The sequence below is a fragment of the Anaerovorax sp. IOR16 genome (genome assembly GCF_017168145.1).
GTDB lineage: Bacteria > Bacillota > Clostridia > Peptostreptococcales > Anaerovoracaceae > IOR16.
This window is the reverse complement of record NZ_JADQTL010000010.1, coordinates 428913-453270: the sequence shown is the minus strand read 5'-3', so window position 1 is coordinate 453270 and position 24358 is coordinate 428913. Positions and strand designations below refer to the sequence as shown.

Annotated in this window: 22 protein-coding genes, 1 pseudogene and 2 riboswitches; of the genes and pseudogenes, 18 read left to right on the top strand and 5 right to left on the bottom strand. The window is 36.5% G+C overall.

What is annotated here, in order from left to right; all coding sequences use genetic code 11:
* Positions 1-9 precede the first annotated feature (9 nt).
* From I2490_RS12590 to I2490_RS12570, 5 genes are all read left to right on the top strand, one after another.
* Positions 10-2043: an LTA synthase family protein gene (locus I2490_RS12590; protein ID WP_206460106.1), complete on the top strand. Its 2034-nt coding sequence runs from the start codon at positions 10-12 to the stop codon at positions 2041-2043.
* Positions 2044-2094: 51 nt separating this feature from the next.
* A complete protein-coding gene (locus tag I2490_RS12585) occupies positions 2095-2475 on the top strand; it encodes a RidA family protein (protein ID WP_206460105.1) in 381 nt (126 codons plus the stop codon).
* 64 nt (positions 2476-2539) lie between these two features.
* Positions 2540-3928, top strand: coding sequence for a citrate/2-methylcitrate synthase (locus I2490_RS12580; protein ID WP_206460104.1), 1389 nt, complete (start codon positions 2540-2542; stop codon positions 3926-3928).
* An 8-nt stretch (positions 3929-3936) separates the two neighbouring features.
* Positions 3937-4311, top strand: coding sequence for a hypothetical protein (locus tag I2490_RS12575; RefSeq protein WP_206460103.1), 375 nt, complete (start codon positions 3937-3939; stop codon positions 4309-4311).
* Positions 4312-4533: 222 nt separating this feature from the next.
* Positions 4534-5100: a hydrolase gene (locus tag I2490_RS12570; protein ID WP_206460102.1), complete on the top strand. Its 567-nt coding sequence runs from the start codon at positions 4534-4536 to the stop codon at positions 5098-5100.
* A gap of 44 nt (positions 5101-5144) precedes the next feature.
* Here the strand turns inward: I2490_RS12570 and I2490_RS12565 are convergent, their stop codons facing one another.
* Positions 5145-5303, bottom strand: a complete 159-nt coding sequence (locus I2490_RS12565; protein ID WP_206460101.1) for a FeoB-associated Cys-rich membrane protein — start codon at positions 5301-5303, stop codon at positions 5145-5147.
* Between the two features lie 171 nt (positions 5304-5474).
* On the opposite strand from I2490_RS12565, the gene I2490_RS12560 reads away from it, so the two are divergent.
* The gene (locus I2490_RS12560; RefSeq protein ID WP_206460100.1) at positions 5475-5876 is read left to right on the top strand and encodes a metal-dependent transcriptional regulator; all 402 of its coding nucleotides are present in this window, start codon (positions 5475-5477) and stop codon (positions 5874-5876) included.
* Here I2490_RS12560 and ybaK read toward each other — a convergent pair.
* Together ybaK and I2490_RS12550 are read right to left on the bottom strand one after the other, a co-directional pair.
* A pseudogene (ybaK, locus tag I2490_RS12555) lies at positions 5862-6349 on the bottom strand (Cys-tRNA(Pro) deacylase). The gene I2490_RS12560 and the pseudogene ybaK sit on opposite strands and share 15 nt — an antisense overlap.
* Before the next feature lie 70 nt (positions 6350-6419).
* Positions 6420-7049, bottom strand: a complete 630-nt coding sequence (locus tag I2490_RS12550) for a superoxide dismutase (RefSeq protein WP_206460099.1) — start codon at positions 7047-7049, stop codon at positions 6420-6422.
* Between the two features lie 188 nt (positions 7050-7237).
* Here I2490_RS12550 and I2490_RS17025 point away from each other — a divergent pair, with 188 nt between their 5' ends.
* From I2490_RS17025 to I2490_RS12530, 4 genes are read left to right on the top strand one after another with little or no spacing between them, the layout of a single operon-like run.
* On the top strand, positions 7238-7738 hold the full coding sequence (locus tag I2490_RS17025; protein ID WP_206460098.1) for a PadR family transcriptional regulator: 501 nt from the start codon (positions 7238-7240) through the stop codon (positions 7736-7738).
* Between the two features lie 17 nt (positions 7739-7755).
* Entirely contained in the window at positions 7756-9051 is a 1296-nt protein-coding gene (locus I2490_RS12540; RefSeq protein WP_206460097.1) for a DUF2812 domain-containing protein, read from the top strand.
* On the top strand, positions 9020-9511 hold the full coding sequence (locus I2490_RS17020; protein WP_206460096.1) for a PadR family transcriptional regulator: 492 nt from the start codon (positions 9020-9022) through the stop codon (positions 9509-9511). Before I2490_RS12540 ends, I2490_RS17020 begins: the two co-directional genes overlap by 32 nt.
* Positions 9512-9528: 17 nt before the next feature.
* The gene (locus tag I2490_RS12530) at positions 9529-10791 is read left to right on the top strand and encodes a DUF2812 domain-containing protein (protein WP_206460095.1); all 1263 of its coding nucleotides are present in this window, start codon (positions 9529-9531) and stop codon (positions 10789-10791) included.
* A gap of 88 nt (positions 10792-10879) precedes the next feature.
* Here I2490_RS12530 and I2490_RS12525 read toward each other — a convergent pair whose 3' ends face one another.
* Both I2490_RS12525 and I2490_RS12520 read right to left on the bottom strand, forming a co-directional pair.
* On the bottom strand, positions 10880-11593 hold the full coding sequence (locus I2490_RS12525; RefSeq protein WP_206460094.1) for a SurA N-terminal domain-containing protein: 714 nt from the start codon (positions 11591-11593) through the stop codon (positions 10880-10882).
* 140 nt (positions 11594-11733) lie between these two features.
* Positions 11734-13065, bottom strand: coding sequence for a prenyltransferase/squalene oxidase repeat-containing protein (locus I2490_RS12520; protein ID WP_206460093.1), 1332 nt, complete (start codon positions 13063-13065; stop codon positions 11734-11736).
* A 232-nt stretch (positions 13066-13297) separates the two neighbouring features.
* On the opposite strand from I2490_RS12520, the gene I2490_RS12515 reads away from it, so the two are divergent.
* The 8 genes from I2490_RS12515 to I2490_RS12480 all read left to right on the top strand — a co-directional run bounded on the left by I2490_RS12515 (position 13298) and on the right by I2490_RS12480 (position 24300).
* Positions 13298-14269 (top strand): sugar phosphate isomerase/epimerase family protein, encoded by a 972-nt coding sequence (locus tag I2490_RS12515; protein WP_206460092.1) that lies wholly within the window; start codon positions 13298-13300, stop codon positions 14267-14269.
* A gap of 14 nt (positions 14270-14283) precedes the next feature.
* Positions 14284-14487: riboswitch (cobalamin riboswitch) on the top strand.
* Between the two features lie 280 nt (positions 14488-14767).
* A riboswitch (cobalamin riboswitch) is annotated at positions 14768-14991 on the top strand.
* Positions 14992-15134: 143 nt separating this feature from the next.
* Complete coding sequence (locus I2490_RS12510) at positions 15135-15287, top strand: DUF2292 domain-containing protein (RefSeq protein ID WP_206460091.1); 153 nt, start codon at positions 15135-15137, stop codon at positions 15285-15287.
* A gap of 148 nt (positions 15288-15435) precedes the next feature.
* Positions 15436-18537, top strand: a complete 3102-nt coding sequence (locus I2490_RS12505) for an S-layer homology domain-containing protein (RefSeq protein WP_206460090.1) — start codon at positions 15436-15438, stop codon at positions 18535-18537.
* 17 nt (positions 18538-18554) lie between these two features.
* On the top strand, positions 18555-20474 hold the full coding sequence (locus I2490_RS12500) for a prenyltransferase/squalene oxidase repeat-containing protein (protein WP_206460089.1): 1920 nt from the start codon (positions 18555-18557) through the stop codon (positions 20472-20474).
* Complete coding sequence (locus I2490_RS12495) at positions 20471-21031, top strand: DUF4430 domain-containing protein (RefSeq protein ID WP_206460088.1); 561 nt, start codon at positions 20471-20473, stop codon at positions 21029-21031. The genes I2490_RS12500 and I2490_RS12495 overlap by 4 nt, the downstream gene beginning before the upstream one ends.
* Entirely contained in the window at positions 21028-21909 is an 882-nt protein-coding gene (locus tag I2490_RS12490; RefSeq protein WP_206460087.1) for an energy-coupling factor transporter transmembrane component T, read from the top strand. Before I2490_RS12495 ends, I2490_RS12490 begins: the two co-directional genes overlap by 4 nt.
* Entirely contained in the window at positions 21882-23585 is a 1704-nt protein-coding gene (locus I2490_RS12485; protein ID WP_206460086.1) for an ABC transporter ATP-binding protein, read from the top strand. The genes I2490_RS12490 and I2490_RS12485 overlap by 28 nt, the downstream gene beginning before the upstream one ends.
* Positions 23578-24300, top strand: a complete 723-nt coding sequence (locus tag I2490_RS12480; RefSeq protein ID WP_330634671.1) for an ECF transporter S component — start codon at positions 23578-23580, stop codon at positions 24298-24300. The genes I2490_RS12485 and I2490_RS12480 overlap by 8 nt, the downstream gene beginning before the upstream one ends.
* Positions 24301-24358 lie beyond the last annotated feature (58 nt).

Genomic DNA, 24358 nt, shown 5'->3' with positions numbered 1-24358 from the left:
AAATTACAAATGAAAAAATTTTTAAACAATTACTATGAGAAATATTTAAAAAAATATGACGAAAAATTTATTTTTCCTATTCGGGATTTTTATAATAAACATTTAAATTATGGAATTATTAACTGTATTTTTCTTGCCTTAGTGTTGGATTTGTACATTGAAACTGTGAGCCGAGGATCGCTGAAAGGTTTGATTCTTTTTATACAGGAGAATCCGTTTGCGTTTCTTTATAATGGCTTAATTATTTTAGCCACACTTTCTATAGGACTTTTAGTGAAACGAAGGGTGTTTTTATATTTTGTCGTTTCTTCGATTTGGCTCATATTAGGTACGACAAATGGTGTGATTCTAAGTTTTCGAATGACTCCCTTTACGGTCGCAGACTTATCACTGATGGAGACAGGGTTAGGGGTATTGCCAAACTATTTTTCTAACATGGAATTGATGGGACTTGGCGCAGGAATTATATTACTTTTGATACTGTATCTTTTATTATTCTTATTTGCACCGAAATGCAAAAACTATAGCTTGAAAAAAAGTGTTTTTGTTATTTTGATTGTAGTACTTAGCTTGACTGGTTCCACGCAGCTTGGTCTTCGACAAAATTGGTTGTCGACTGTTTTTGGGAATTTAGGATATGCGTATGATGATTACGGCTTTCCCTATTGTTTTATAAATACATGGTTAAATACCGGTGTAGGCCTTCCTTCTGAGTATTCAAAAGAGAAAATGGCGCAAATTCTTCAAGAAGGGCAGCAAGATACAGCCACATCAACGTCAGGCTTGCTTTCTCAGGAAAAACGTACTCCTAATATTGTTATAGTACAATTAGAATCCTTTTTTGACCCTACTTTGATAAAGGGATTAGAAGTATCAGAAGATCCTATTCCAAATTTTCATGCTTTGCAAAAAAAATACAGCACAGGTTACTTAATGGTACCTTCCATTGGAGCTGGAACCGCTAATACTGAACTGGAAGTTCTCTCTGGAATGCGTGTTCGATTCTTTGGACCGGGAGAATATCCATATAAAACGGTACTAAAGGATCATACAACGGAAACAATTGCATATAACTTGAAAGAGCTTGGTTATTCGACTCATGCAATTCATAACCATCGAGGGGTTTTTTATGGGAGAAATGAGGTTTATCCAAACTTGGGCTTTGATAGCTTTACGTCATTGGAATACATGGCTAACGCTGAAATGAATCCTAGAAAATGGGCTAAGGATAAAGTTCTGACGGAAGAAATTATGACGGCTCTTAATTCTACAGAGCAAAAGGATCTGGTTTTTACCGTTTCGGTTCAAGGTCATGGTAAGTACCCAGGAAAAAAAGTATACAATGATCCAACCATTACAGTTGGAGGAATTGAAAACAAAGCAGATGCCTATGCTTATGAATATTATGTCAACCAGATTTATGAAATGGATCAGTTTATTAAAGAATTGACTGATACTTTATCTGAATACGACGAGGATGTGGTATTAGTATTATATGGAGATCACTTACCTAGCTTAGAAATTTCGAATGAAATTTTAAAAAATGGTGATGTTTATGAAACGGAATATGTCATTTGGAGTAACTTCCGAATGAGAAAAATTGATACGGATTTAAAATCGTATCAACTCTCTGCGACGGTACTTGGGCGTCTTGGAATTAATAATGGTGTTTTAACAAAATTCCATCAAACGCAACAAGGTAAGGCAAGTTATTTACTCGATCTAAAGGCATTGCAGTATGATATGCTATATGGCAAGCAATATGTTTATAATGGGGATGTTCCTTATGAACGGATTGATATGCGCATGGGTATTAAAAATATTCGTATTACAGATGCTTTTACAATTGAAAATCATGTTTACATTAAAGGAGAAAATTTCACACCATACAGTGTATTGACGATAGATGGAGAATTGATTGATACTACGTATTTAGATACCAAAACATTACGTGTGCCGGATGGAACTGATATTTCTAATTTAAGTAAATTAAAAATTAGTCAGGTAGAGAAATATAGTACAGTATTAAGTACGACTGAATAAATAGTTTATAAAAATAAATTAATATATTAGATAGAAAAGGAGAAAAGAAAAATGAAAAAAGCAATTGCTACGAAAAAAGCACCGGCAGCGATCGGACCTTATGCACAGGGTAATATTTTTGGAAACCTGATTTTTACTTCTGGACAAATTCCGCTAGATCCGGAAACTGGAGCCATTGTTGCGGGAGGAATTGAAGAGCAGGCAAAGCAGTCTTTATCAAACATTAAAGCTATTTTAGAAGAAGCCGGAAGCTCTATGGACAAGGTGATAAAGACAACCGTGTTTATTAAGAATATGGATGATTTTGCAGCAATGAATGCTGTGTATGGTTCATTCTTTACCGAAGGTGCTTATCCATCCAGATCAGCAGTGGAAGTTGCTCGCTTGCCGAAAGATGCGCTTGTAGAAATCGAGGTTATCGCAGAACTATAAGCTGCAATATATTTCGAATTAAAAGCAAATAGACATAAAAGGGGAAAAAGAAAGGGGGAATTGTATGTTTAATACGTTGGATGAGTCTTATTCAAAAATTACACAGGAGCTTTTGGATTTATCGGATCTTTGCAGGAGTAATAGTTCCATAGAGGCAGAACTATATAGTAAATATAAAGTGAATCGTGGACTTCGTGATTTAAATGGGAACGGAGTGTTAACGGGTCTCACGGAAATTTCGGAAATCGAAGCTTCAAAAATTATTGATGGAGAGAAAGTGCCATGTGATGGGCAATTATTTTATCGTGGCATTAGTATTGATGAGTTAGTACAAGGCTTTATTAACGATAAACGTTTTGGTTTTGAAGAAACAACTTATCTCTTGCTTTTCGGAACCCTGCCTACGAAAGAAGAATTAGACAATTTTCGAACTTTACTAGCACAGTATCGTACCTTACCGACGAGTTTTGTGCGAGATATTATTATGAAGGCACCAAGTTCGGATATGATGAACACCTTAGCCAGAAGTGTATTGACGTTATATGCGTATGATACAAAAGCCAATGACATTTCGATACCAAATGTTCTTCGTCAATGTCTTTTGATGATTTCGTTATTCCCGCTTCTTTCCGTTTATGGCTATCAAGCTTATAAACATTATTTTGATGGGGATAGTTTATTCATCCATACACCAAAGCCAGAGCTTTCTACTGCGGAAAATATTTTACATTTGCTTAGAGCAGATTCAAAATACACCGAATTAGAAGCTCGCATTTTAGACTTGGCATTAGTACTTCATGCAGAACATGGTGGAGGTAATAACTCTACATTTACAACGCATGTTATTTCTTCTTCCGGAACCGATACATATTCGGTCGTTGCTGCTTCTTTGGGTTCACTCAAAGGACCGAAGCATGGCGGAGCAAACATAAAAGTAGTACAAATGTTTGCAGATATGAAAAAAACGTTGAAGGATTGGACAGATGAGGAGGAAGTAGAGCGTTATTTGCGTGCATTGCTTCATAAAAAAGCCTTTGACAAGGCTGGATTGATTTATGGTATGGGGCATGCAATTTATTCCTTATCGGATCCAAGAGCAAACATCTTCAAAAAATTTGTTGAAAATCTATCGAAAGAAAAAGGAAGAATGGAAGAATTTCGTCTTTACTCTTTGGTTGAAAAACTGGCAGGAGAGGTCATTTCTGAAGAGAGAAAGATGTATAAGGGCGTTAGTGCAAACATTGATTTTTATAGCGGCTTTGTATACAGTATGCTGGATTTGCCGCTTGAGCTTTATACTCCTATTTTTGCGATTGCGCGTATTTCTGGATGGAGTGCGCATCGTGTTGAAGAACTAATCAATGCAGGTAAAATTATTCGACCTGCATATATGAATGTTTGTCCACGTAACGAGTATGTACCAATGAATAGACGAATTAAAACGAAAGGATGACCGAATTCATGCCAAATGCAATGAAGTTAATTGTGAGAACTCTGCTGATTGTTTTTCTCATGGTTTTTGGCACCTGGTTGAGCAAGCAGCTTGCCATATATGCAAATGCATCAGGTAATTTAAGGTTTGTTTCCTCGATTGCAATGTATATGGTCTATCTTGTCATTGGAATTGCAGCAGGGAGTATGGTTTCCATGCGGTTCACTAAGAATAAATATGTGTATTTATTTCCAATTTTTATTTTCTTGGTGATTGCAATCGCACCGTTACTGTACTTATTACTTCCGTTGCTCCCATTTCCATGGATTGCAAACTATTTATCGCAATTTACTTATTTATCATGGACATTAACCGGTGTATTTTTAGCACTGGCTTTCCGATAAAAATTAATAGAATTTTCAGAAAACACTTGCAAATGAATTTTTCTTTGTTATAATAAAACTACAAACAAGAAAGAAAGAGGTGAGTCCACCAGAAAATGCAGGTTGAGGAAAACGGATAACGCCAGCTGTCGAATGCTGTGACAGTTGGCGTTATCTATTTTTAATATAAAGTATTGTATCGTAGATAAATACAAATCATTGGACAGGCAAGGAGGAGAAAAAATGAGCTATATACCGACAGTAGAAGAAGCGAAAGAGATTCTGAAGAAATATAATGAGGATCCATTTCATTTAAAGCATGGAGAAATTGTATCGGGCGTTATGGGTTATTTTGCAAAGGAGTACGATCCAAGCAGAGTGGAATTTTGGAAAGTGGTAGGGATGCTTCATGATTTGGACTTTGAACAATACCCAGATGAGCATTGCATTAAGCAACAAAGTCTGATGTCAGAACTGGATCTTGATGATGAGATTATTCATGCAACATGTAGTCATGGATATGGATTGACCGTAGATATCAAACCACAAAACACAATGGAAAAAATATTATTTGCAACCGATGAATTAACAGGATTGATAGGAGCAGTGGCAGTTATGCGTCCATCGAAAAGTGTAGATGATTTGGAGTTGAAGTCTGTAAAAAAGAAATTCAAGACGTTAAATTTTGCAGCAGGCTGCTCAAGAGAAGTAATTACCCAAGGAACTGAGATGCTTGGGTGGGAATTGGATGAGTTGATTCAAAAGACTATACTGGCTATGAGAAGCTTAAATCCGGAAATGAATTTATAAATAACCAATATAAATAAAAAGACTGATTACACAGTCTTTTTATTTTACGATTTATCCTTTTTTTCTTGTTTTTGATTGCAGAAAGAGGAAGCAGCACAGTTTGAACATCCGGAACATCCTCCGCTTTTCTTTATTTTTATGGTTTTACGAATGGCAAAAACCAAAAGTAAAATAACTATTGCACCAATGATATAATCTGTCATAAGCGACTCCTTTCTTTTTGGTTAGCTATTGCTAACTAATTATAGTATAGAGTTTTGCTTGGGATTTGTCAATCTGTTTTATAAAAGTTTTTGAGTAAAAAAGAATGAAAAATATTGCTTAATATGATAAACTAATACCTACAAACACTTTACTTCGAATAGGAGGAAGCTATGAAATTACAAGAGTCCGGTGAAAATTATTTAGAGACAATTTTGTTGCTTGAAAAAGAAAAAGGTACGGTACGTTCTGTAGATATTGCGAATAAATTAGATTTTACAAAAGCAAGCATTAGCCGTGCTATGAGTATTTTGAAGCGTGAAGAGTATATTACAGTGGAAAGCGGAGGAAATATTGTATTGACAGAGAAAGGAAGAGAAAGAGCTAAGGGTGTTTATGAAAAACATCGACTAATTGCACAATTTTTAATAGAAGCATTAGAAGTAACTCAAGAAACGGCAGAGCAGGATGCCTGCCGAATTGAACACATTATTAGTGAAGAGACTTTTTCTCAAATGAAACTTTGGCTGGAAACCGCTGCTTCTTTTGATGATGAGGAATTATTCAACCGTTAAATCAACTAGTTGAGCTTTTGTTAGTTCACAAAGAGATTGAACGGATAATTCCATTTGCAGACCAACACGGCCGCCGCTGACGATAATGGTATCGAAAGCAGCGGCTTTTTTATCGATTGCCGTTTGAAAAAGCTTTTTCATACCAACGGGAGAACACCCACCCTTAATGTAGCCGGTAACATTTGTAATGTCTTTTGCAGGAATCATCTCGATTTTTTTTCTCCAAAATACTTTGCAGATTTTTTTAAATCCAATTCACAAGCAACCGGAATAACACAAACATAATGTTGCTTGCTGGTTCCTTGTGTAACTAATGTCTTAAACACTTGATCCTGATTTTGTCCTGTGGCTTTGGCCACAGAAACTCCATCTAAGAATCCTTCAGGAGCATCGTAGGTATATGTTTGATGTTGAATTTTTTTTGCATCTAATAAGCGAAGTGCATTTGTCTTTATTGTAGCAGTTTTTGCCATGATACCTCCTAGATTATGAATGATTGAAAAAAGATAGAAACAAAATGCGTTTCTATCTTTTTGTTTTTATTTATTTTTGTAAACAATTATTATATTTTCTTTCAGCCTCATCCCAGTTAATAACATAGAACCAATTATTATAATAATCAGGACGTCGGTTTTGGTAATCCAAGTAATATGCGTGTTCCCAAACATCTACTGTTAAAATTGGGCACAAGTCTAAGGTAAGCGGAGTATCTTGATTTGCTGTTTTTACAATGCTGAGATTACCGTCTTTATCAGTTACCAGATAAGCCCAGCCAGATCCAAATTGGGAAAGAGCAGCTTCTTTTAATTTACTTTCAAAGTTTTCTAAAGACCCAAAGGTTTGCTCAATTTTACCTTTTAAATTACCACATGGCTTTGTAGTATTTGCTGGTGCCATACCATCAAAATATAAAATATGGTTATATACACCGCCTGCATTGTTTCGAACCGCAGTTCGAATGCTTTCCGGCAGTTCATCCTGACGTATAATCAATTCTTCCAATGACCAATCTTGATAAGTAGGTTCATCGGCTAATGCTTTATTTAAGTTATCTACATAGGATTGCAAGTGTTTGTCATGGTGGAAGCAAAGTGTATTTCTTCCAATGTGAGGCTCAAGTGAATCATACGCATAAGGCAGTGGTTTTACCTCAAATTTGTAATGTTCGTTCATATCGATCTTCTCCTCTCAAAATAAGTAATTATACATTAGTTTAACCATATTATAGCAGTTTATTAAATATGTTTCAAATAAATAAGGGTTGACAAAAATAAAAAACAGGTTAATATATTGATTATAGCTATATCTAATATCGATATACTAGTGAATTATAGAAATTAAAATAGTGAAAGGGGAAAAAAGTGGCGAGAGAGCAATTAAAAACTCTAACCGAGCCGATGTATTATGTACTATTGGCATTGACGAAGGAACGGCATGGCTATGGTATTATGCAAAGCATTACAGAGCTTACAGAGGGGCGTGTTTCGGTTGGTGCAGGAACCTTATATGCCTTGCTATCCCGTTTTGAAAAAGAAGGGATTGTTGCACAGACTCGTGAGGTGGAACGAAGAAAGATGTATTGTTTAACCGAGTTGGGGGAAGAGGTGTTAACGCGCGAGTATACTCGACTGAATCAATTATTAAAAGACGGACGATTCTTTTTTAATAAAGATGGTACGCTGCCACCGATTGATCGGGATGGAATGAAGATTAAAGAAGAAACGGATCGTGCGACTGAGACGGATAAACAGGTGATGGAAGGCATACCAGAGCTGCCGGAAGAGAAACAGAAAAAAATAAGTTCCGCACCAAAAAGAAAAAGCTTTCGGAATGCACTTGGTAAAGGACTATTAACAACATAGAAGGGGTAGAAAATGGTATGTTAGAGAATCGAGAAAGAAAAAAGAAATATTGCTGGCGTTTCTGGCCGTTTTTTAAACAGGATTATAAATACATTGCATCATATCTTGAAGAAAGAGAAAAAAAGGGGTATCGGTTTTGTTCATTAGGGTGTTTGCTACCGGTGGCTCGATACCAAAAAGTGGAGCCGCAGGAAGCAAAATATGATGTAGATATTTTTCGTCCGAAAGAATACATAGAAATACAACCGTATTTGGATGTATGCGAAGATTCCGGATGGGAAATTTGCTGGCAGTGGGATGAATATAAAATATTTCGTGGTATTGATGGAAAAAATCCGATTCCGCTGCAGTCGGATTGGGAGATGAAACGGGAACAGGAAAAACAAATAGTGAAACGAAATGTACGAAACAGTATTTTTGTTTTTATATGGTTTTGCTATATTTTCTTTAGTATTGCAAGAGATTGGAGTTGGCCAGAGTTTTACCTTGAATCCTATGATGGTCAGTTTTTAATTGGAATAGGGATCATTGGCAGTTTTTGTGTGTTGTTAAATCGACTTTGGCGATTATATAACTTTTACAGTAATGAAAAATCAGAGAAATATTTTAACCCAAATGATATGCTTTGTGAAAGAAAAAAATGGGTTTCTTTTTTTAAAATAGCGAATTGTTTAATAATTGGAAGTGTTTGGGGTTGTGTTTTATTTGCAGTGACTACGAGAGATATGGATGGGGGCCTTATTCTTGGATGGATTATCGGAATAAGTATAGTAATCATTACGAGCATTACATTAAAGGAATCTCAATGGGCAGGAGAAGTAAGAATGAAAGGGGTACATACAAAAAAATATTTGTTGGTTGTTATGTCACTTTCTATTTTATTTTCTTTGGGAGGATATTTGTGTTTAAAGTTAAATAAGGAATCCTTACCAACTGGAAATTTTTATATGACAAAAATTACAGAAGATGATAATTTTTCATCTCTTTGGTATGGAGGGACTTGTATGTTTGAAACGAGAACAAAACAGACAGCAGATAAAATGTGGATTTTAATAGATAAAGAAATACGTGAATTTGAACGCAGGCTAGAGGAAAAATTCGGAAATAATAATACAGAGGAGATTCCTTTGCTTACTAGAAAAATTATGAAGAAAGATCAAGTTAAGCTATATGGCGATTATGATACGGGCATATTGTATCCGGATAATGGTAGGATATTATTAAGAAAAGGAAATAATTTTTGTATAACAAATGAAAAACATTTAGGAGAGGAAGCTAAAAATGGCGAGAGAACAATTAAAAACTCTAACTGAGCCGATGTACTATGTGCTATTGGCATTAACAAAGGAACGGCATGGCTATGCTATTATGCAAAGCATTACAGAGCTTACAGACGGTCGTGTGGCGGTCGGTGCTGGAACTCTATATGCATTGTTATCCCGCTTTGAGAAGGAAGGAATTATCCTGCAGACTCGCGAGGTGGAAAGAAGAAAGATGTATTGCTTAACGGAGCTTGGAGAAGAGGTCTTAACGCGAGAGTATACGCGATTGCATCAATTAGTAAAAGATGGAAAGTTCTTTTTTAATGAGGATGGCACGTTGCCACCGATTAATCGGGATGGTATGAAGCAAGAAGAGCTTGTAGCTGAAACCGAAGAAGGAGCGATGGAAGACATACCAGGGCAGCTGGAAAAGAAAAAGAAGAAAATAAGCTCGGAACCAAAAAGAAAAAGCTTTCGGGATGCACTTGGGAAAGGACTATTGACGACATAGAAGGGGTAGATATTGGTATGTTGGAGAATCAAAAAAGAAAAAAGAAATATTGCTGGCGATTTTGGCCATTTTTCAAACAGGATTATAAATACATTGCACCATATCTTGAGGAAAGAGAGAAAAAGGGGTATCGGTTTTGTTCATTGGGGTGTTTCCTTCCGGTTGCTCGATATCAAAAAGTGGAACCACAGGAAGCGAGATATGATGTTGATGTTTTTCGACCAAAGCAGTACATAGAGATACAGCCTTATTTGGATGTATGTGAAGATTCCGGATGGAAAATTTGCTGGCAGTGGGATGAATATAAAATATTTCGTGCCTCAGATGGAAAAAATCCGATTCCATTGCAAACGGATTGGGAGATAAAAAGGGAAGATGAGCAGCGGATAAGAAAAAAAGACTTACGAAACAGTATCCTAATGTTTCTTTATTTTCTGGCACTCTTTTTATTGGGATATAAAATAGAAGATAATGTTATATATCTTTGGACCCAATTTTATTTATCCTCTTATAGTATTCAGGCAATCGTCGGTATAGGCTTTGTTTGCTTTATCGGAAGTATTATTATGCTATTAAATCGAATGTATCATTTCTATCGTTTTTATTCTGACAAAACAACAAAGTCTGTTACATTAGATACACTCAATCGAATAAAAAAATATGCAACGGTGCTTAAGCTTGTGTATATTATTTTAATTGGGGGAGGTTGGCTTTCACTTGTTTTGGGTATCGTATTAGGAGATTTTGAATGGGGCTTTGTAGGGGCTTGGACAGTTGGATCTCTTATCGGAACAGGGCTACGATTTTCGTTGAAAGAATCAGATTGGCCGAAAGAAAGAAAGATTAGCGGCTTGCATAAGAAAGGATATTGTTTTGCTGTTTTCGTAATGATATTGTTACTTTCAATCGGAATTTATTTTTGTATGGATGCAAGAAAAGAAGTATTTGAAAACAGTAATTTTTTTATGAGTCATATTGAAAAGAATAATGATTTTTATTCTATCCAGTATCCAAGCGGAACTTGTGAAATGCAAGCAAGAACCAAACAAACAGCAGATAGAATGTGGGTTATGATTGATCAGGAAATTCGACGTACAAAACCTTCCTACACAGTTCAATATGAAGGAAAAGAGATGAAGTTGCCGTTATATCGAGCATTGAACGATGCAGAAATAAAAAAATACGGAGACTATGAAAAGGGAATTTATTATCCACAGCGTGCAAGAATCTTGCTCAGAAATGGAAATAAGATTTGTGTTTTAAGTGATGAGTTGCTTTAAGTGAATAGATAGGAAAAAATCCTCGAACCTAGTGTTCGGGGATTTTTTGAAGTGTGTATCTATATTTAAAGAAGGAAAGCGTGCAAATTTAAAACAGGGTATCAATTGAAATCAAATCATATTCCGGTCCATATTCTACGATTAAGGAATCTGCTGTTTTTGAAATCATTGCCTGTAGTTTAATTTCGTTTTCTGTAATCTCTTCTTCGCTTGGCTGCTCCAAGGTTTCGTAATCTGTGGTTTTGTCATCGGAAGAAAAATAATGTTGATACAGTTTTTCGTAATAGAAGGTTGTTTTCCATATTTTTCGATAGATATCATTGGTCATATAGCTTTCCTGCAGAGCTTTTTTATAAGCAGAAACACTGCCTAAAGAGGTAACTTGATTCTCTATATCGGAATCGATTTTTTCCTCTTCTTGTTGGGAAAGAGTTAAATGGTTCTCTTTTGCAAGCTTTTCGATGGCGTAGACTTCCTTTAATGCCGTCAATGTATCAGATTTCAAACGACGGTGTAAGCTGCCATCATTGTCATTTGAAAAATAAGTTTTATCCTCATTTTCTGTTGTATCTTTCATATTTAAAAAGTGATAGCGATATTCTTCTAGAGGTACTTCTTTTCCATCTATTTTCACAACATAGTGTATAAAAATCTTCTTTTCTCCAATTTTTAAAAATGCAGGTTCCATTTCATATTGATTTTGTTGATTTACTTTACAGGCTACTGTTCCAAGAAGGCAAACGATACCCAAGAGTGTAAAAAGGGCAACCCATTTTAATGGTTGATACCTTCTGATTTTCATTTGTTGAATTCTCCTTTATTTAAAAACCAGTTTACCGGTTTTGTTTATGATAATATAAAAAATGACCTTTACCATGTATGTTTCATTGTAAAGGTCATTCATGTTAATTTCATGAAGAGTAAATGGTGATTTACTGAAAGCTATTGGACTGTTGTATTTTCTTCTTCTTGTGCTTCCAGAGGGGAAGAAGGAATAAAAGTCCAAGTTAAAAGGTCTCCTTCTTTTAAAACCGTATTTTTTGCATTATTTTCAGGTATTTGATCATTTACTGTAAAATTCCAGCCTACCGAATTTTTTGGTGGATCATTCGGTGTTTCTATAGGTTCACTTGGTTCTTCAGAAAAACCATTAATACTTTTAAGATTACCGGATTTATGTTCTATTGGAGTTTCTGTAATTTTTCCATATAATACGATTGCATCCAAAACGGTTGATCCTTCCTCAATGGTAAATGGTCCATGAACGTCTTGTTGCCCACTTCCTTCTGGGTAATCAATGGTCAAGGTGATAGCGGGTCCTGAAATATGCTCAATGCGATAGGTTTCTGCATCGGAAGCAAGTAATAGATAAGTATTGATATCATTTACAATATCACACAAAGCAATCGTAGACTGTCTGGTAGCGAGATTATCAAACTTGTGCTCACCATCTTTTTTCATTCGGAAGCTGCCGTCTTCGTTTTGAAAAGCAACTAAGGCTTCGAATGGAGTCAAACCTTCATCGGTAGCCGGTAGGGGTTGCTCAAAGGCAGAAAGACCCCAAATGGCTGCAGCAATGGTGCAAGGGTTTTCTACATCACCATTTTCAAAACCACCGGTTTCCAATTGTTTATCTTTAAAGAATTGAATAATTTTTTTCATTGTAGGATCTTTTTTATGTTTTTCATAATATGGAGCCAATGCAATGCAGGCTATTCCGGTTAAATCAACATTACCTTCGGCAAGATTTTGACCGTAAGCAAATCCTCCGTCCTCTGCCTGGTAGGAAAGAAGGTAAGAGACTGCCTTATCATAATCATAACCGTCTTTGCTGATTGCAACGTTTAAAGTAATCATAGCCCATACGTGTTGGTTGATGTATATCGAGTCAAAGGAACCACTTTCTTCGTTTTGTGTTTCTGACAATTTTTTCGCTAAGCTGATTGGATCTCCTTCTCCCTTGATGGTATCACTTAAAATTACTCCGATATAGGAGGAGGCATATTCATTTACTTTTGGTGTTTTTGGAAGGTTGAGGAAACTCCAACCAATGCCGATTCCATCTGCTTGATTTGCTGCACAAAGAGCAACCAATTCTTCCCAATTATTTAAATTATTCTGTGTTTTATAATAATTAACGGCACCCTCTAAAGCAATGAGGGCTTCCGATTGCTGCTCTTCTTTTTCAAAGCTACATCCACTGAGTGTACTCAGCAATAAACAGAGTATCAGACAGAATGCTAGACTTTTCTTCCAAATTATTTTTTTTCTCATTTTTATTCCTCCTATGAATGCTACGTACTTTTATTATGTATTACAAACATTCTTGCTGTAAGCATGGAATGATTTATCCCTATAATAAAACTATCACATTTTAGGCTTATTTGCAATAAGGGTGCCAGGTTATAAAGCAATCAAAAGTCGACGAAAATTGAAATAAAAGTTCAAGGATTGACATTTCAAATATACAAAAATATAATGGATAAGAATGGTAGGAGGGAAGGAAATGGAACAAATATTATATATACCCAGCTACAATGAAATTTTGGCAGAGTACAAGAATGCAAAAGATTTAAAGGATTCTTATGAAGAATATGGGTGCAAAGGCTTAGAAATTATATGTTGTGGAAATGATGATCGATCCATTATATTACCGGATATGGTTAAAGGACTTCACATGTCTTTTTATCCCTTTTGGATTGATTTTTGGAATAAGAATGAAGATGCTCTGTATTCTGAATTTGGAAGTCGTGACGTATGGGAAGGCTTTTATGGTGGAAAAGAACACAGCGTACTTTTGGAAAATTTTAAAAAGGATTTAGCGCATGCTGAAAAGATGAAAGCGGAATATGTTGTATTCCATATTTCCGATGTGACAATTAAAGGTGTGTTTACACATCAACATATACATACTGACGAAGAGGTCATCGATGCCTCGGCAGATTTAATCAACCAATTATTAGATGAGAAAGAGTATCAATTTACATTTCTGATGGAAAACTTGTGGTGGCCGGGTCTTACGATGACCGATCCGAAGATGACAGCACGTCTTTTAGAGCGAATCCACTATAAGAACAAGGGCATTATGCTGGATACCGGACATCTTATGTGCAGTAATCTTGAATTAAAATCGGAAGAGGAAGCATGGTCTTATATAGAAAAAATGTTGGAGCTTCATGGAGACTTGATCCAATATGTTAAAGGGGTGCATTTGCATCAATCCGTAACCGGAGAATTTACTAAGAAAGCATTAAAGCAGATACCAGAGCTTGAAAAGGATTATTACAAGAGATTTAAGCAAGTTTATGAGCTTCTGGGTAATATTGACACGCATCAACCGACTAGTTGTTTAAAAGCAAAACAAGTTATTGAGAAATTAGATCCTAAATATGTAGTTCATGAGTTAATGGCTCCAAATCGTGAACAAAGAGAATGCGTTTTAAAAAAGCAAAGTAAATTATTTTTGGAAAGGGGTTGACGCTTAACTCGTTTGCTGATAATATTAACTTAACTTCATAAAAGACTTTTGTGCAAGGGAAACAGGTTAGAATCCTGTGTGGTCCCGCCGCTGTAATCGTGGAGTCTTTGCTTTAGAACGATAAAGTTCGCCACTGGGAAACTGGGAAGGTAAGCAAGGGCGTAAGAGAATTCTCTATAAACGTAAACCAGAAGACCTGCATAAAAGAATGCTGTACCAACGGGAAATTTTGGTCATATAGCGAATTAGATTAATTGATACACAGAAAATACGGGCTGTGGCATTTGTGCCACAGTTTTTTTGTTTTTAATTTTAGCTTAAAATATACCGTTAGTCTATATGAGGTGTTAAACATTGCCTTTTCATCCGCAGGAGTGTTAAGGGTATAGAACTTGCGGCTATATCTAAGATTCTCCTGCTCCTTTTCTTTCATATAACGGATGGTTGGTAAAAACGAGAAAATAAAAAGGTTATGAGACATAAAAATAATAATATAACAATTTAATATAGATTTTATGTCTATCTAGAAGCTTATTGATTTTAGATAGCTAAGAGGGAAGCAGGTTTGAATCCTGCGCGGTCCCGCCGCTGTAATCGTGAAATCTTTGCATATAAATTACATTGTAATTTACCATTGGAAAAGTTGGGAAGGTAAGCAAGGATAAAGGAAACATTTTTTCGAAAACGTAAGCCAGAAGACCTACATAAAATTAAAGTACATTCCACGGGTAATTGGAGGAAAAAAGAGTAAGCAGATGATAAAGTTACTTTGTTTTTCAGTGTACAGATTTTTACAGAAATACGGCTGTGGCAGAGATGTCACAGCTTTTTTATTTTGTTATAAGGCAAGAAAGGAGGGCTTTAAATGGAACGACCTTTAGATTTGACAGTAACCCAAAAAGAGGAGGTTAAGCTTCTGGCTTTAATCCGTGAAATTAAATATGGTGAATTACGTGTCATAATTAATGAAGGGAAACCCATCCGGGTAGAAGATGTGCGAAAAAGCATCAAACTTTAATGGAAATACATAAAAGGGGTTAAATTAAAAATACATAGCTGACCGGAAAACCGGAGGCTTCATATTTTGTTTACTATGAGGGGAAATGTAGTTAACAGGATGGAAGCTTTTTTTATTGCGCATAATATGTGAAAGGAGAGACGGAAAGGTGAAAAGAAGATTTGGATTTAAAAAATGTTTGAGTTTATTTGTTGCAATGATATTAGTTTTAGGAGCAGTACCTACTACCTATGCTGCAAAGGAAAGCGGTGTCATTCGAACCTCAAAAACAAAGACGGAGGGAGATATTACTACTACCACTGTTACTAAAAAACAAACGGGTGCTGGCTATGCGGATATTGTAATTACAGAGTATATAAAAAATAACAAGACAGATGAAATTATTAAAGTAGAGAATGGTTCTTACGATAATCATTCGGATGGCATTTCTATAGAGCATTGTCGAAAAAGAACCGGAGAAGAAGGAAAATATCGTTTCACCAGTAATGTAGTTGGAACCTTAGACCCCACAGTAAACATAAGAAGAGGAACAAAAGATATAACAATAAAAGAAGTAGATATAGATACTTTCTTTAAAGCGTTAGATGTACCACTACATGAAATGTGTGGAGATGAAGTTACAAGCGTTGGAGTAGTAATTGACGTTGCTTCTTCTGGTACGCAAGATGTAATTGTGAATGTACCAAAGCAATTTTTACGAAGCGTATTAGAGAAAAAAGATCCTTATTTTAAGATCAAAACAAAAACTGTAAATATTTCTTTTGACGAGGAAGCATTAAAGTATTTAGTGAAAGATAGTGATTATACTATCAGCTTTTCTTTTTCTCAATGGAATGAAAGTCACTTTACTTATATAGCAGTAGACAATGGGAAAAAAATCACGGATTTAAATGGTGGTTGTGCAACATTAGAAATTATTTATGCAACTGAGTTTGGTGTAGATGGAGACCGAGTTGATGTTTATACGGATGATAAACAATTAAATAAACGTACAATATTAAAGGATATTTCCTATAATGCAGATTCCCATCAAATCACGTTTAAAGCTGATCAATTGAGTATTTTTGAAGTAGTTGCAACGGATGTAGTTTTTAAGGATACTACAAATCATTGGGCGAAAGAAGCCATAGAACGTTGGAGTAATATCGGCATTGTAAAAGGATTTGAGGGAAAATTCCAGCCGAATGCAAATATTAAGCGCGGAGACATGGCTGTTATTTTAGGTAACTTGATGGGTTACAGTGCAAAATCAGAAAAGAAGTTTACGGATTTAAAAGATGGTGTTTATTATAAAGACGCTATATTAGAAGCAGACGCAGCTGGAGTACTGCATGCATCAGGAAGCGAAGTCCATCCGGAAGAAAGAATTTCCAGAGAAGAAGCTGTTTATATGCTTTGCAAAGCTTTGGAGATAGAGGAACAAGATGCGTGTAAAGTATCATTTAAAGATCAAAATCAAATAAGCGAGTGGGCAAAAGGGTCTATGAATGCTTTTATTAATAAAGGATTGATTAGTGGCTTCGAAGGTAAAGTAAACGCAAAGGATAAAATAACTAGAGCGGAAATTGTAACCATTTTAAATAAAGCAATTCCATCTCTCGTAAATTATGGGGAATTTTCCGAAGATGTAAAAGGAATATTGCTTGTTAATGGTGGTAATACACATTTGAAAAATATGACAGTACAAGGAGACCTTCTGATTGGAGATGGCGTTGGTGAGCATGACGTTATTTTGGAAAATGTGAATGTAATCGGAAGAATTATCGTAAGAGGTGGCGGAGATGCTTCCATTCACGTTAGTGGAAAATCAACACTAAAAACGGTAGAAATGAAGAAAGTATTCGGTTCTGTGCGTTTGGTAGCAGAGGAGGATGGCGTCGTTGAAGCTGTAATTGTAAAGGGTGGTAAAGACAAAGTTTCTTTGGCAGGAAAGCTGAATAAAGTCATCGTAGATAATTCGGTTTCCGTTCGTTTCGAGGGTGCAAAGGTAGATGCACTTGAGGTAAATGCGGTCAAAGCAAATGTAAATGTGGATTCTATGTCACATATTCAAAAAACAGAAGTCAAAGCAACTGCAAAGAATAGCAAGTTTGATGTTTCCGGAGAAGTATTAGAAATGGCGGTTGCCGCTGAAGGATTTTTGGTAGAAGGAACCGGCAAATTAGATGCTGTTTCGGTAGAAGCAAGCAATGTAAAAATAAAGACCAATGGAACGGAAGTAACAGCTGCAGAAGGTGTTTCTCAAGTATATGCAGGGAAAAAATTAGTGGCAGCCGGTGCTACGATAAAAAGTGCAGGTGAAAAACCAAAGGTTTCTTCCTCCGGAAAGGTAGATGAAAGCATTTCACCGACAGCACCGAGAATTGATACAACCTTAGTAGATGGAAAAACTATTAAACCGACCAAGATTACCTTTGATGTATTCGCGAAAGATGTTAATGACAAAAAAATTGACTGTAAGGTAACGCTTAATGAGGAAGAAGTGCCGTATAATTGGGATGATAAGGTAAAAACCAGTTTTACGTTGGAATTAGCGGAAGGAACTAATATCGTTGTTGTCAGTGCGACTGCAGACGGAGAAACCACGAAAAAGACGTATACGTTGTATCACATAGCAGTGGCAGAAGGAGAATCCGTAGGGCATGCAGTGTTTACGGTAGAACTTTTAACATTGGGAGCCGAGTATTTGATTGAACCAATGGAAGTGGAAATTTTTGAGGGTGAAAATTCGGCGCAGGCACTATTAAGAGTTTTAGATCAATATGGATTTGATTATGAATACACCGGAAAACCAGAAAAGGCATTTTATTTGGCACATATTAAAGGAGTTGACGGTATAGTTCCTATGGATCTTACCAATACCCCAGAGTGTTTAAAAGCAGTGCTAGAAAAAGATGAAGCTGAAATTGAGCAACGTAAAGATCCGGATTCATTAGGGGAATTTGATTATACAAGCATGTCTGGCTGGATGTATTCCGTCAATGATGTCTTTCCGAATGTAGGTTTCTCGGATACGTATCTTCAAGATGGCGATGTCGTACGTGTACAGTTCACAGTATGGGGCTATGGAAGAGACATTGGTGGAGCCGATGCAATGGGAACCTATGGCAGTAACTTTTATCCTGTAGCAGATAAGACAGAATTGTTACGAAAGGTTGCAAAAAGAGGATACAGTTCTGTATCTGCTAAAGTAAAAAGTACATTGACTTCCTTAGATGCGGATCAGTCCGAAGTAGATAAAGCACTTTAGAAGAAAAGGGTGAGAATTTGAAGCAATTTATAAAAAAAACTGTAGCTGCACTTTTATGTACAGTTATGGTTGGTACAGTAATGCCTCTGCCGGTACATGCGGCAGCCAATAAGATATATAGCATAGCAGAACTGGAACAAACAATAAAAGGAATTATTAATTGGAAAAAATTAGACAATGGTTCTACTTTGGAAGGCCCGCTAATCAATGATGCTTACTTGGAATTGGCAGGTACTACCCCGGGTGATTGGTATCAGGTAGGGATGGGACGTTTTGGCTATTCCGATGATTATGCCGGGTATCTTGCCGTGATACGAGAAAAAGTGCAGGATCGATATAAAACGAGTGTGAAGCTGAGTGCTGCAAAGGCTACGGAATGGCAGCGAATATCTTTAGCTATTTTGGCTTCCGGTGGTGATCCCACGAAGGCCGGAGTTGATGCAAATGGTAACAATATCAACCTAATTGCAGATGGAACTTATAACAGAGGTAAAACCACATCTTTAGGAAAGCAAGGAATCAATGGTTGGATTTGGGGACTGATTGCACTGGATTCAAAACGGTATCCTGTACCGGAGGGTGCGCATGACAGTAGAGATTCCATCATTGAAGAAATCATACGACAACAACTTACGGATGGGGGTTTTGCGTTATATGGGAATGTTTCTGATCCAGATATTACAGCAATGGCAGTGCAATCCTTAGCTCCATATTATAATAGCGAAAAAGAATATACTTATAAAAATAAGACTACCGGAAAAACGGTAACAAAAAAGATAAGACAAGTCATCGATGAATCGGTAAACTGTTTATCCAAAATGCAGCTCAATAGTGGAGATTACAATAGCTGGGGAACTAAAAATGTTGAAAGTACAGCTCAGGTTGCAGTTGCATTGTGTTCCCTTGGTATTGATATACAAACTGACGGCCGTTTTATTAAAAACGGAAACAGCCTCCTTAATGGCATTATGCTCTATCGCATGGAAGACGGCGGATTTGTTCACTCTTATACGTATGACCAGGACAATCCGACTTCCTTGCCGACAGAGTCCAACACAATGGCCAGTGAACAAACTTTATATACGTTAACTGCAATTTGGCGGCAAGCTAAAGGGATGCGAACCTTATATGATTTTCGGCCGGAACAAAGTCCTGGTCTTAAAAATCAAATTAATGCTCTAAAAAAAGAGATTAATAATTTGGGAAATACCCCAACAACGGCGAAAATTGCCGAACTTATGAAAAAGTACGAAGCAATACCGGAAAGTGAACAATGCTATGTTTTCAACTATTATAAGCTTTCTAAAGCAGCAGAAAACGGTGGGATAGAAATAAAAGAAGAATCTGTAGAAACAGCCGCAAAGGAGGAAGCAGAGAAAGAAGAAGAGGAAGAAGAAAGCGTTTTATTGTATTTTACAGATACGGATAAACGAAAAGTGAAAGCACTTCCAAAGGACTTGACCACAGAACAGTATGTGGATGTTATTAAACTGATTGATAAGCTGGAAAAATCAGAGGACTTTGATAAGAAGAAAGAATATATGGATCAGCTTTTAAATGCCAAGAAAGAAATTTTAGACATTCAAAAAGAAATAGACAACATAAATAAAGATGTTAAAGAAAAGCTTTATCCATTTGAGAAAATATCGTTATCGGATTGGAGTGTTGTACATAGTATTGTAAATCGGTATAAAAAGCTGAGTCCTTACGATCAGAAGAAAATTTTACGTTGGGATGATGTCGTAAAAACGGAGACACAAGTCGATAATTTGGTTCGAGCGGTAGTTATTACAATTGTATTAGGTCTTCTTTCGATTGTTGCGGCAGTATTTGTTATAAAACATATTAAAAAACGAAAGAATCGTAAACTAAATGAAATGCTGGCACTTGAGAAGGAATATGAAGAAAAAGAAAAGAAAGAGGGTAAAGGAGCATGAAAAAAGACCTGTTAGCTTTGGGTTTTATTGTTCTTGCCATTGCTCTTATTCTATCGGGAACAAAATTTCAGACTGTAGATGAATATTATATGACACACATTGATGATATTACGCCGGATTCAAAAACCGTAACCATCAGCATACGCTGTGATACGATTTTAGACAATTGGAATGACCTTGTACCAGAACTGCAGTCTGATGAGTTTGTACCACAGGATGGTGTAATTTTGCCAGAAACAGCGTATGTGCTCCGTGAGGGAGATACGGCATTTGATATAACTGATCGTGCAGTTCGTTATAATAAAATCCAAATGGAATACCAAGGGGCAAATATGAACAGTTATGGGAGTGTGTACATTCAGGGCATTCATTACTTATATGAATTTTCATGTGGACCTTTAAGCGGCTGGATGTATCGTGTCAACGGTGTTTTTCCGAATTATGGATGTAGTAAGTATGAGTTAAAGGACGGAGATATCATCGAATGGGTTTACACCTGTGATTTAGGAAGAGATGTAGGCTGCATTTGGATGGGAGGAGAGTGGGAAGAAGAATGAAATTATTTGCAACGTATCATCCCAGTGTATTATTGGTTTATTTCATAGGTGTGATAGGGATTACCATGTTTACAATGAACCCATTGCTTCTTCTGATTTCATTTTTAGGAGCTTTTGGATTTGCGATTCAACTGGAAAATAAGCAGATTGTATTCGCGAGTTTTGCGTTTTATATTCCGATGTTTTTCCTGATTTCGGTGACGAATCCATTATTCAGTCATAATGGTGTGACTCCATTATTTTTTTTAAACGACCAACCGGTGACTTTAGAGGCAATGCTTTATGGAGCAGCCATTGGAGGTATGATCGTTTCTGTCATGTATTGGTGCCGTTGTTACAATTTAATAATGACATCAGATAAATTCATTTATCTATTTGGAAAGGTAATTCCAAAGTTAAGCTTGGTTATTTCCATGGCAATTCGATTCGTACCTTTGTTTATAAAACAGATTAAACATATCAGTACGGTACAAAAAACAATGGGCATTTATGCAACAAAAAGTATTGTAGATCGTGTTTTAAGCGGATTTCGTATTTTCTCGGCAATGATTACATGGTCTCTTGAAAATGCAGTAGATACAGCCGCTTCCATGCGTGCAAGGGGATATGGTCTTTCTGGACGAACGAATTTTTCACTCTTTCGATTTACCTTAAGAGATGGAATCATGCTTTCAGTCATTTTAGCGCTACTTATTACTGCATTGATTGGAAACAATATGGGCGTATTGGATTATTCCTTTTATCCAAGAATGTCTCGTATTCAAATCAGTCCATTGGCTATTATTACCTATATAACATTATTGACCCTATTATTCATTCCTTTTGTAGTTGAAGTTGAGGAAAATAGAAAATGGAATTATTACATATCAAAAATTTAGAATTTACGTATCCGGATGAGAAAGAAAAAGCTTTAAAAGGTGTTGACCTTACAGTTGAACAAGGAGAATTTATAGTTATTTGTGGGCAATCCGGATGTGGAAAAACAACCTTACTTCGTTTGTTAAAACGAGAAATTGCTCCGGCAGGTGAGCAAAGCGGAACCATTCTTTACGATGGAACGAAGCTTTCCAATTTAGAAGACAGAACGGCAGCTTGTGAAATTGGATATGTTATGCAAAATCCGGAAAGCCAAATTGTTATGGATAAGGTATGGCATGAATTGGCATTTGGTCTTGAAAATATGGGAATATCAACACCAGAAATTCGGAGAAGAGTCGGTGAAATGGCCAGCTTTTTCGGCATTCAGACTTGGTTTCGGAATCAAACCGCTGATTTATCCGGAGGGCAGAAGCAATTGCTAAACTTAGCTTCGATTATGGTGATGCATCCGAAAGTACTTATTTTGGATGAGCCTACCAGTCAACTGGACCCGATTGGAGCTTCGGAGTTTATTGCTACTTTACAAAAACTTAATAAAGAACTTGGATTGACGATTCTTCTTGTTGAACATCGATTGGAGGATGTTTTTCCGATAGCCGATAAGGTAGTCGTTATGGAACAAGGTCGTGTAATTCTCTGTGATACACCTGAGAATGTAGGGCAAGAATTAAAGTGTGTCAGCCAGGAACATCAAATGCTTATGGGACTGCCAAGTGCTGTTCGGATTTATAATCAATTAAATGTTGACGATGCTTGTCCATTAACGGTAAGAGACGGAAGGGGTTTTCTTTCCAGGAATTTTAAAAAAGACAGAGCTCGTCTTAACGTAGTAAAAAGAAAAGCAGAAGAAAATGGAGAGGCGATTGTAAGGTTAAAAGAAGCTTGGTTTCGTTACGAAAGAGATTTGCCGGATGTATTGCGCGGCGTCGATTTAGAGGTATATTCCGGAGAAACCTTTTGTATTTTGGGTGGGAATGGAACCGGTAAAACGACAACATTAAAAGTAATTTCCGGACAAGCAAGAGCTTACCGTGGCAAGGTAGAAATACAAGGGAAAAATATTAAAGAATATAAGGGGATTGAATTATATCGCCATAACATTGCGCTACTACCTCAAAATCCACAGTCTGCCTTTGTAAAATCGACTGTAGAAGAAGATTTGAATGAAGTATGCAAGGCCATGAATTATAACAAAGATGAGGGAAAAAAATTTATAGCAGATATTATTGAAAAGCTTGGAATTTCACATTTAGTACAAAAGCATCCGTATGATTTAAGCGGCGGGGAGCAGCAAAAAGCAGCATTGGCAAAGATGTTGCTCTTAAAACCCAAAATCCTATTGTTGGATGAGCCGACTAAAGGGATTGACGCATATTCCAAACAAGTTTTACGAACGATTTTAACAGATCTAAAAGAGCAAGGCATTACCGTTATTATTGTCACACATGATGTGGAATTTGCTGCCTTGTGTGCAGATCGATGTGCAATGTTTTTTGATGGGGAAGTAGTTTCTGTGGATGAACCAAACACATTTTTTGCCTCCAATACTTTTTATACTACGGCAGCAAGTCGGATATCTAGGCATATGTTTGAGAATGCAGTAACCTGTGAAGATGTAGTTGCTCTTTGTCTTGAAAATGGATTAAAAGAAAGGAGCAATCAACTTGGTGCATAATATAGAGCCTTATTTGGAGCATAAGAAAGATAGAGAAGGAAAGGTTTTTGGCTATTTAATCATTTTAGTGGCAATCCCTTTAATAATTGCAATCGGTGTTAGCCTTTTTAATGATAGAAAATATAACTTAATATCAATATTAATTGCTTTTTTATCTTGCATTCCTTTTTTCTTATCGTTTGAAAAGAGGAATCCAAAGCCAACAGAAATGATTTTAATTGCAGTTATGACAGCAATCTCTGTCGTAGGACGTTTTATTTTTGCGCCCATTCCGGGGTTTAAACCGGTAACGGCGATTACTGTAATTACTGCCATATATTTTGGGCCGCAAGCAGGGTTTTTAACTGGGTCTTTATCCGCAGTGGTATCCAATATCCTTTTCGGACAAGGCCCCTGGACTCCATTTCAAATGTTTGTTTGGGGATTTCTGGGCTTTATTGCTGGACTTCTAGCGAAAAATGGATGGTTGGAGAAAAAGTGGCAGCTTGCTATTTATGGTATCATTGCCGGAGTGGCTTTTTCACTGATGATGGATATATGGACGGTGCTTTCAATGGATGGTAATTTCAACCTTTTACGATATCAAGCAGCAGTTCTTTCCTCCCTACCGTTTATGGCAGTTTATGCAGTATCTAACGTAATTTTCTTATTGGTGTTAACGAAGCCCATTGGGAAGAAGTTGGAACGTGTAAAGAAAAAATATGGTTTAAACTGACCGGAACACCGGAAGTGTGATATTCTCTTAACGCTTTTGGGGTTACCCTTGGCGATAA

Coding starts and splice junctions, on each gene's coding strand:
- I2490_RS12495 (WP_206460088.1), top strand. CDS start 20,471: ATGAAAAAAGACCTGTTAGCTTTGGGTTTTATTGTTCTTGCCATTGCT.
- I2490_RS12550 (WP_206460099.1), bottom strand. CDS start 7,049: ATGAACGAACATTACAAATTTGAGGTAAAACCACTGCCTTATGCGTAT.
- I2490_RS12525 (WP_206460094.1), bottom strand. CDS start 11,593: ATGAAAATCAGAAGGTATCAACCATTAAAATGGGTTGCCCTTTTTACA.
- I2490_RS12490 (WP_206460087.1), top strand. CDS start 21,028: ATGAAATTATTTGCAACGTATCATCCCAGTGTATTATTGGTTTATTTC.
- I2490_RS12570 (WP_206460102.1), top strand. CDS start 4,534: ATGAGCTATATACCGACAGTAGAAGAAGCGAAAGAGATTCTGAAGAAA.
- I2490_RS12575 (WP_206460103.1), top strand. CDS start 3,937: ATGCCAAATGCAATGAAGTTAATTGTGAGAACTCTGCTGATTGTTTTT.
- I2490_RS12540 (WP_206460097.1), top strand. CDS start 7,756: ATGTTAGAGAATCGAGAAAGAAAAAAGAAATATTGCTGGCGTTTCTGG.
- I2490_RS12485 (WP_206460086.1), top strand. CDS start 21,882: ATGGAATTATTACATATCAAAAATTTAGAATTTACGTATCCGGATGAG.
- I2490_RS12560 (WP_206460100.1), top strand. CDS start 5,475: ATGAAATTACAAGAGTCCGGTGAAAATTATTTAGAGACAATTTTGTTG.
- I2490_RS12585 (WP_206460105.1), top strand. CDS start 2,095: ATGAAAAAAGCAATTGCTACGAAAAAAGCACCGGCAGCGATCGGACCT.
- I2490_RS12590 (WP_206460106.1), top strand. CDS start 10: ATGAAAAAATTTTTAAACAATTACTATGAGAAATATTTAAAAAAATAT.
- I2490_RS12565 (WP_206460101.1), bottom strand. CDS start 5,303: ATGACAGATTATATCATTGGTGCAATAGTTATTTTACTTTTGGTTTTT.
- I2490_RS12520 (WP_206460093.1), bottom strand. CDS start 13,065: ATGAGAAAAAAAATAATTTGGAAGAAAAGTCTAGCATTCTGTCTGATA.
- I2490_RS12510 (WP_206460091.1), top strand. CDS start 15,135: ATGGAACGACCTTTAGATTTGACAGTAACCCAAAAAGAGGAGGTTAAG.
- I2490_RS12515 (WP_206460092.1), top strand. CDS start 13,298: ATGGAACAAATATTATATATACCCAGCTACAATGAAATTTTGGCAGAG.
- I2490_RS12530 (WP_206460095.1), top strand. CDS start 9,529: ATGTTGGAGAATCAAAAAAGAAAAAAGAAATATTGCTGGCGATTTTGG.
- I2490_RS12580 (WP_206460104.1), top strand. CDS start 2,540: ATGTTTAATACGTTGGATGAGTCTTATTCAAAAATTACACAGGAGCTT.
- I2490_RS17020 (WP_206460096.1), top strand. CDS start 9,020: ATGGCGAGAGAACAATTAAAAACTCTAACTGAGCCGATGTACTATGTG.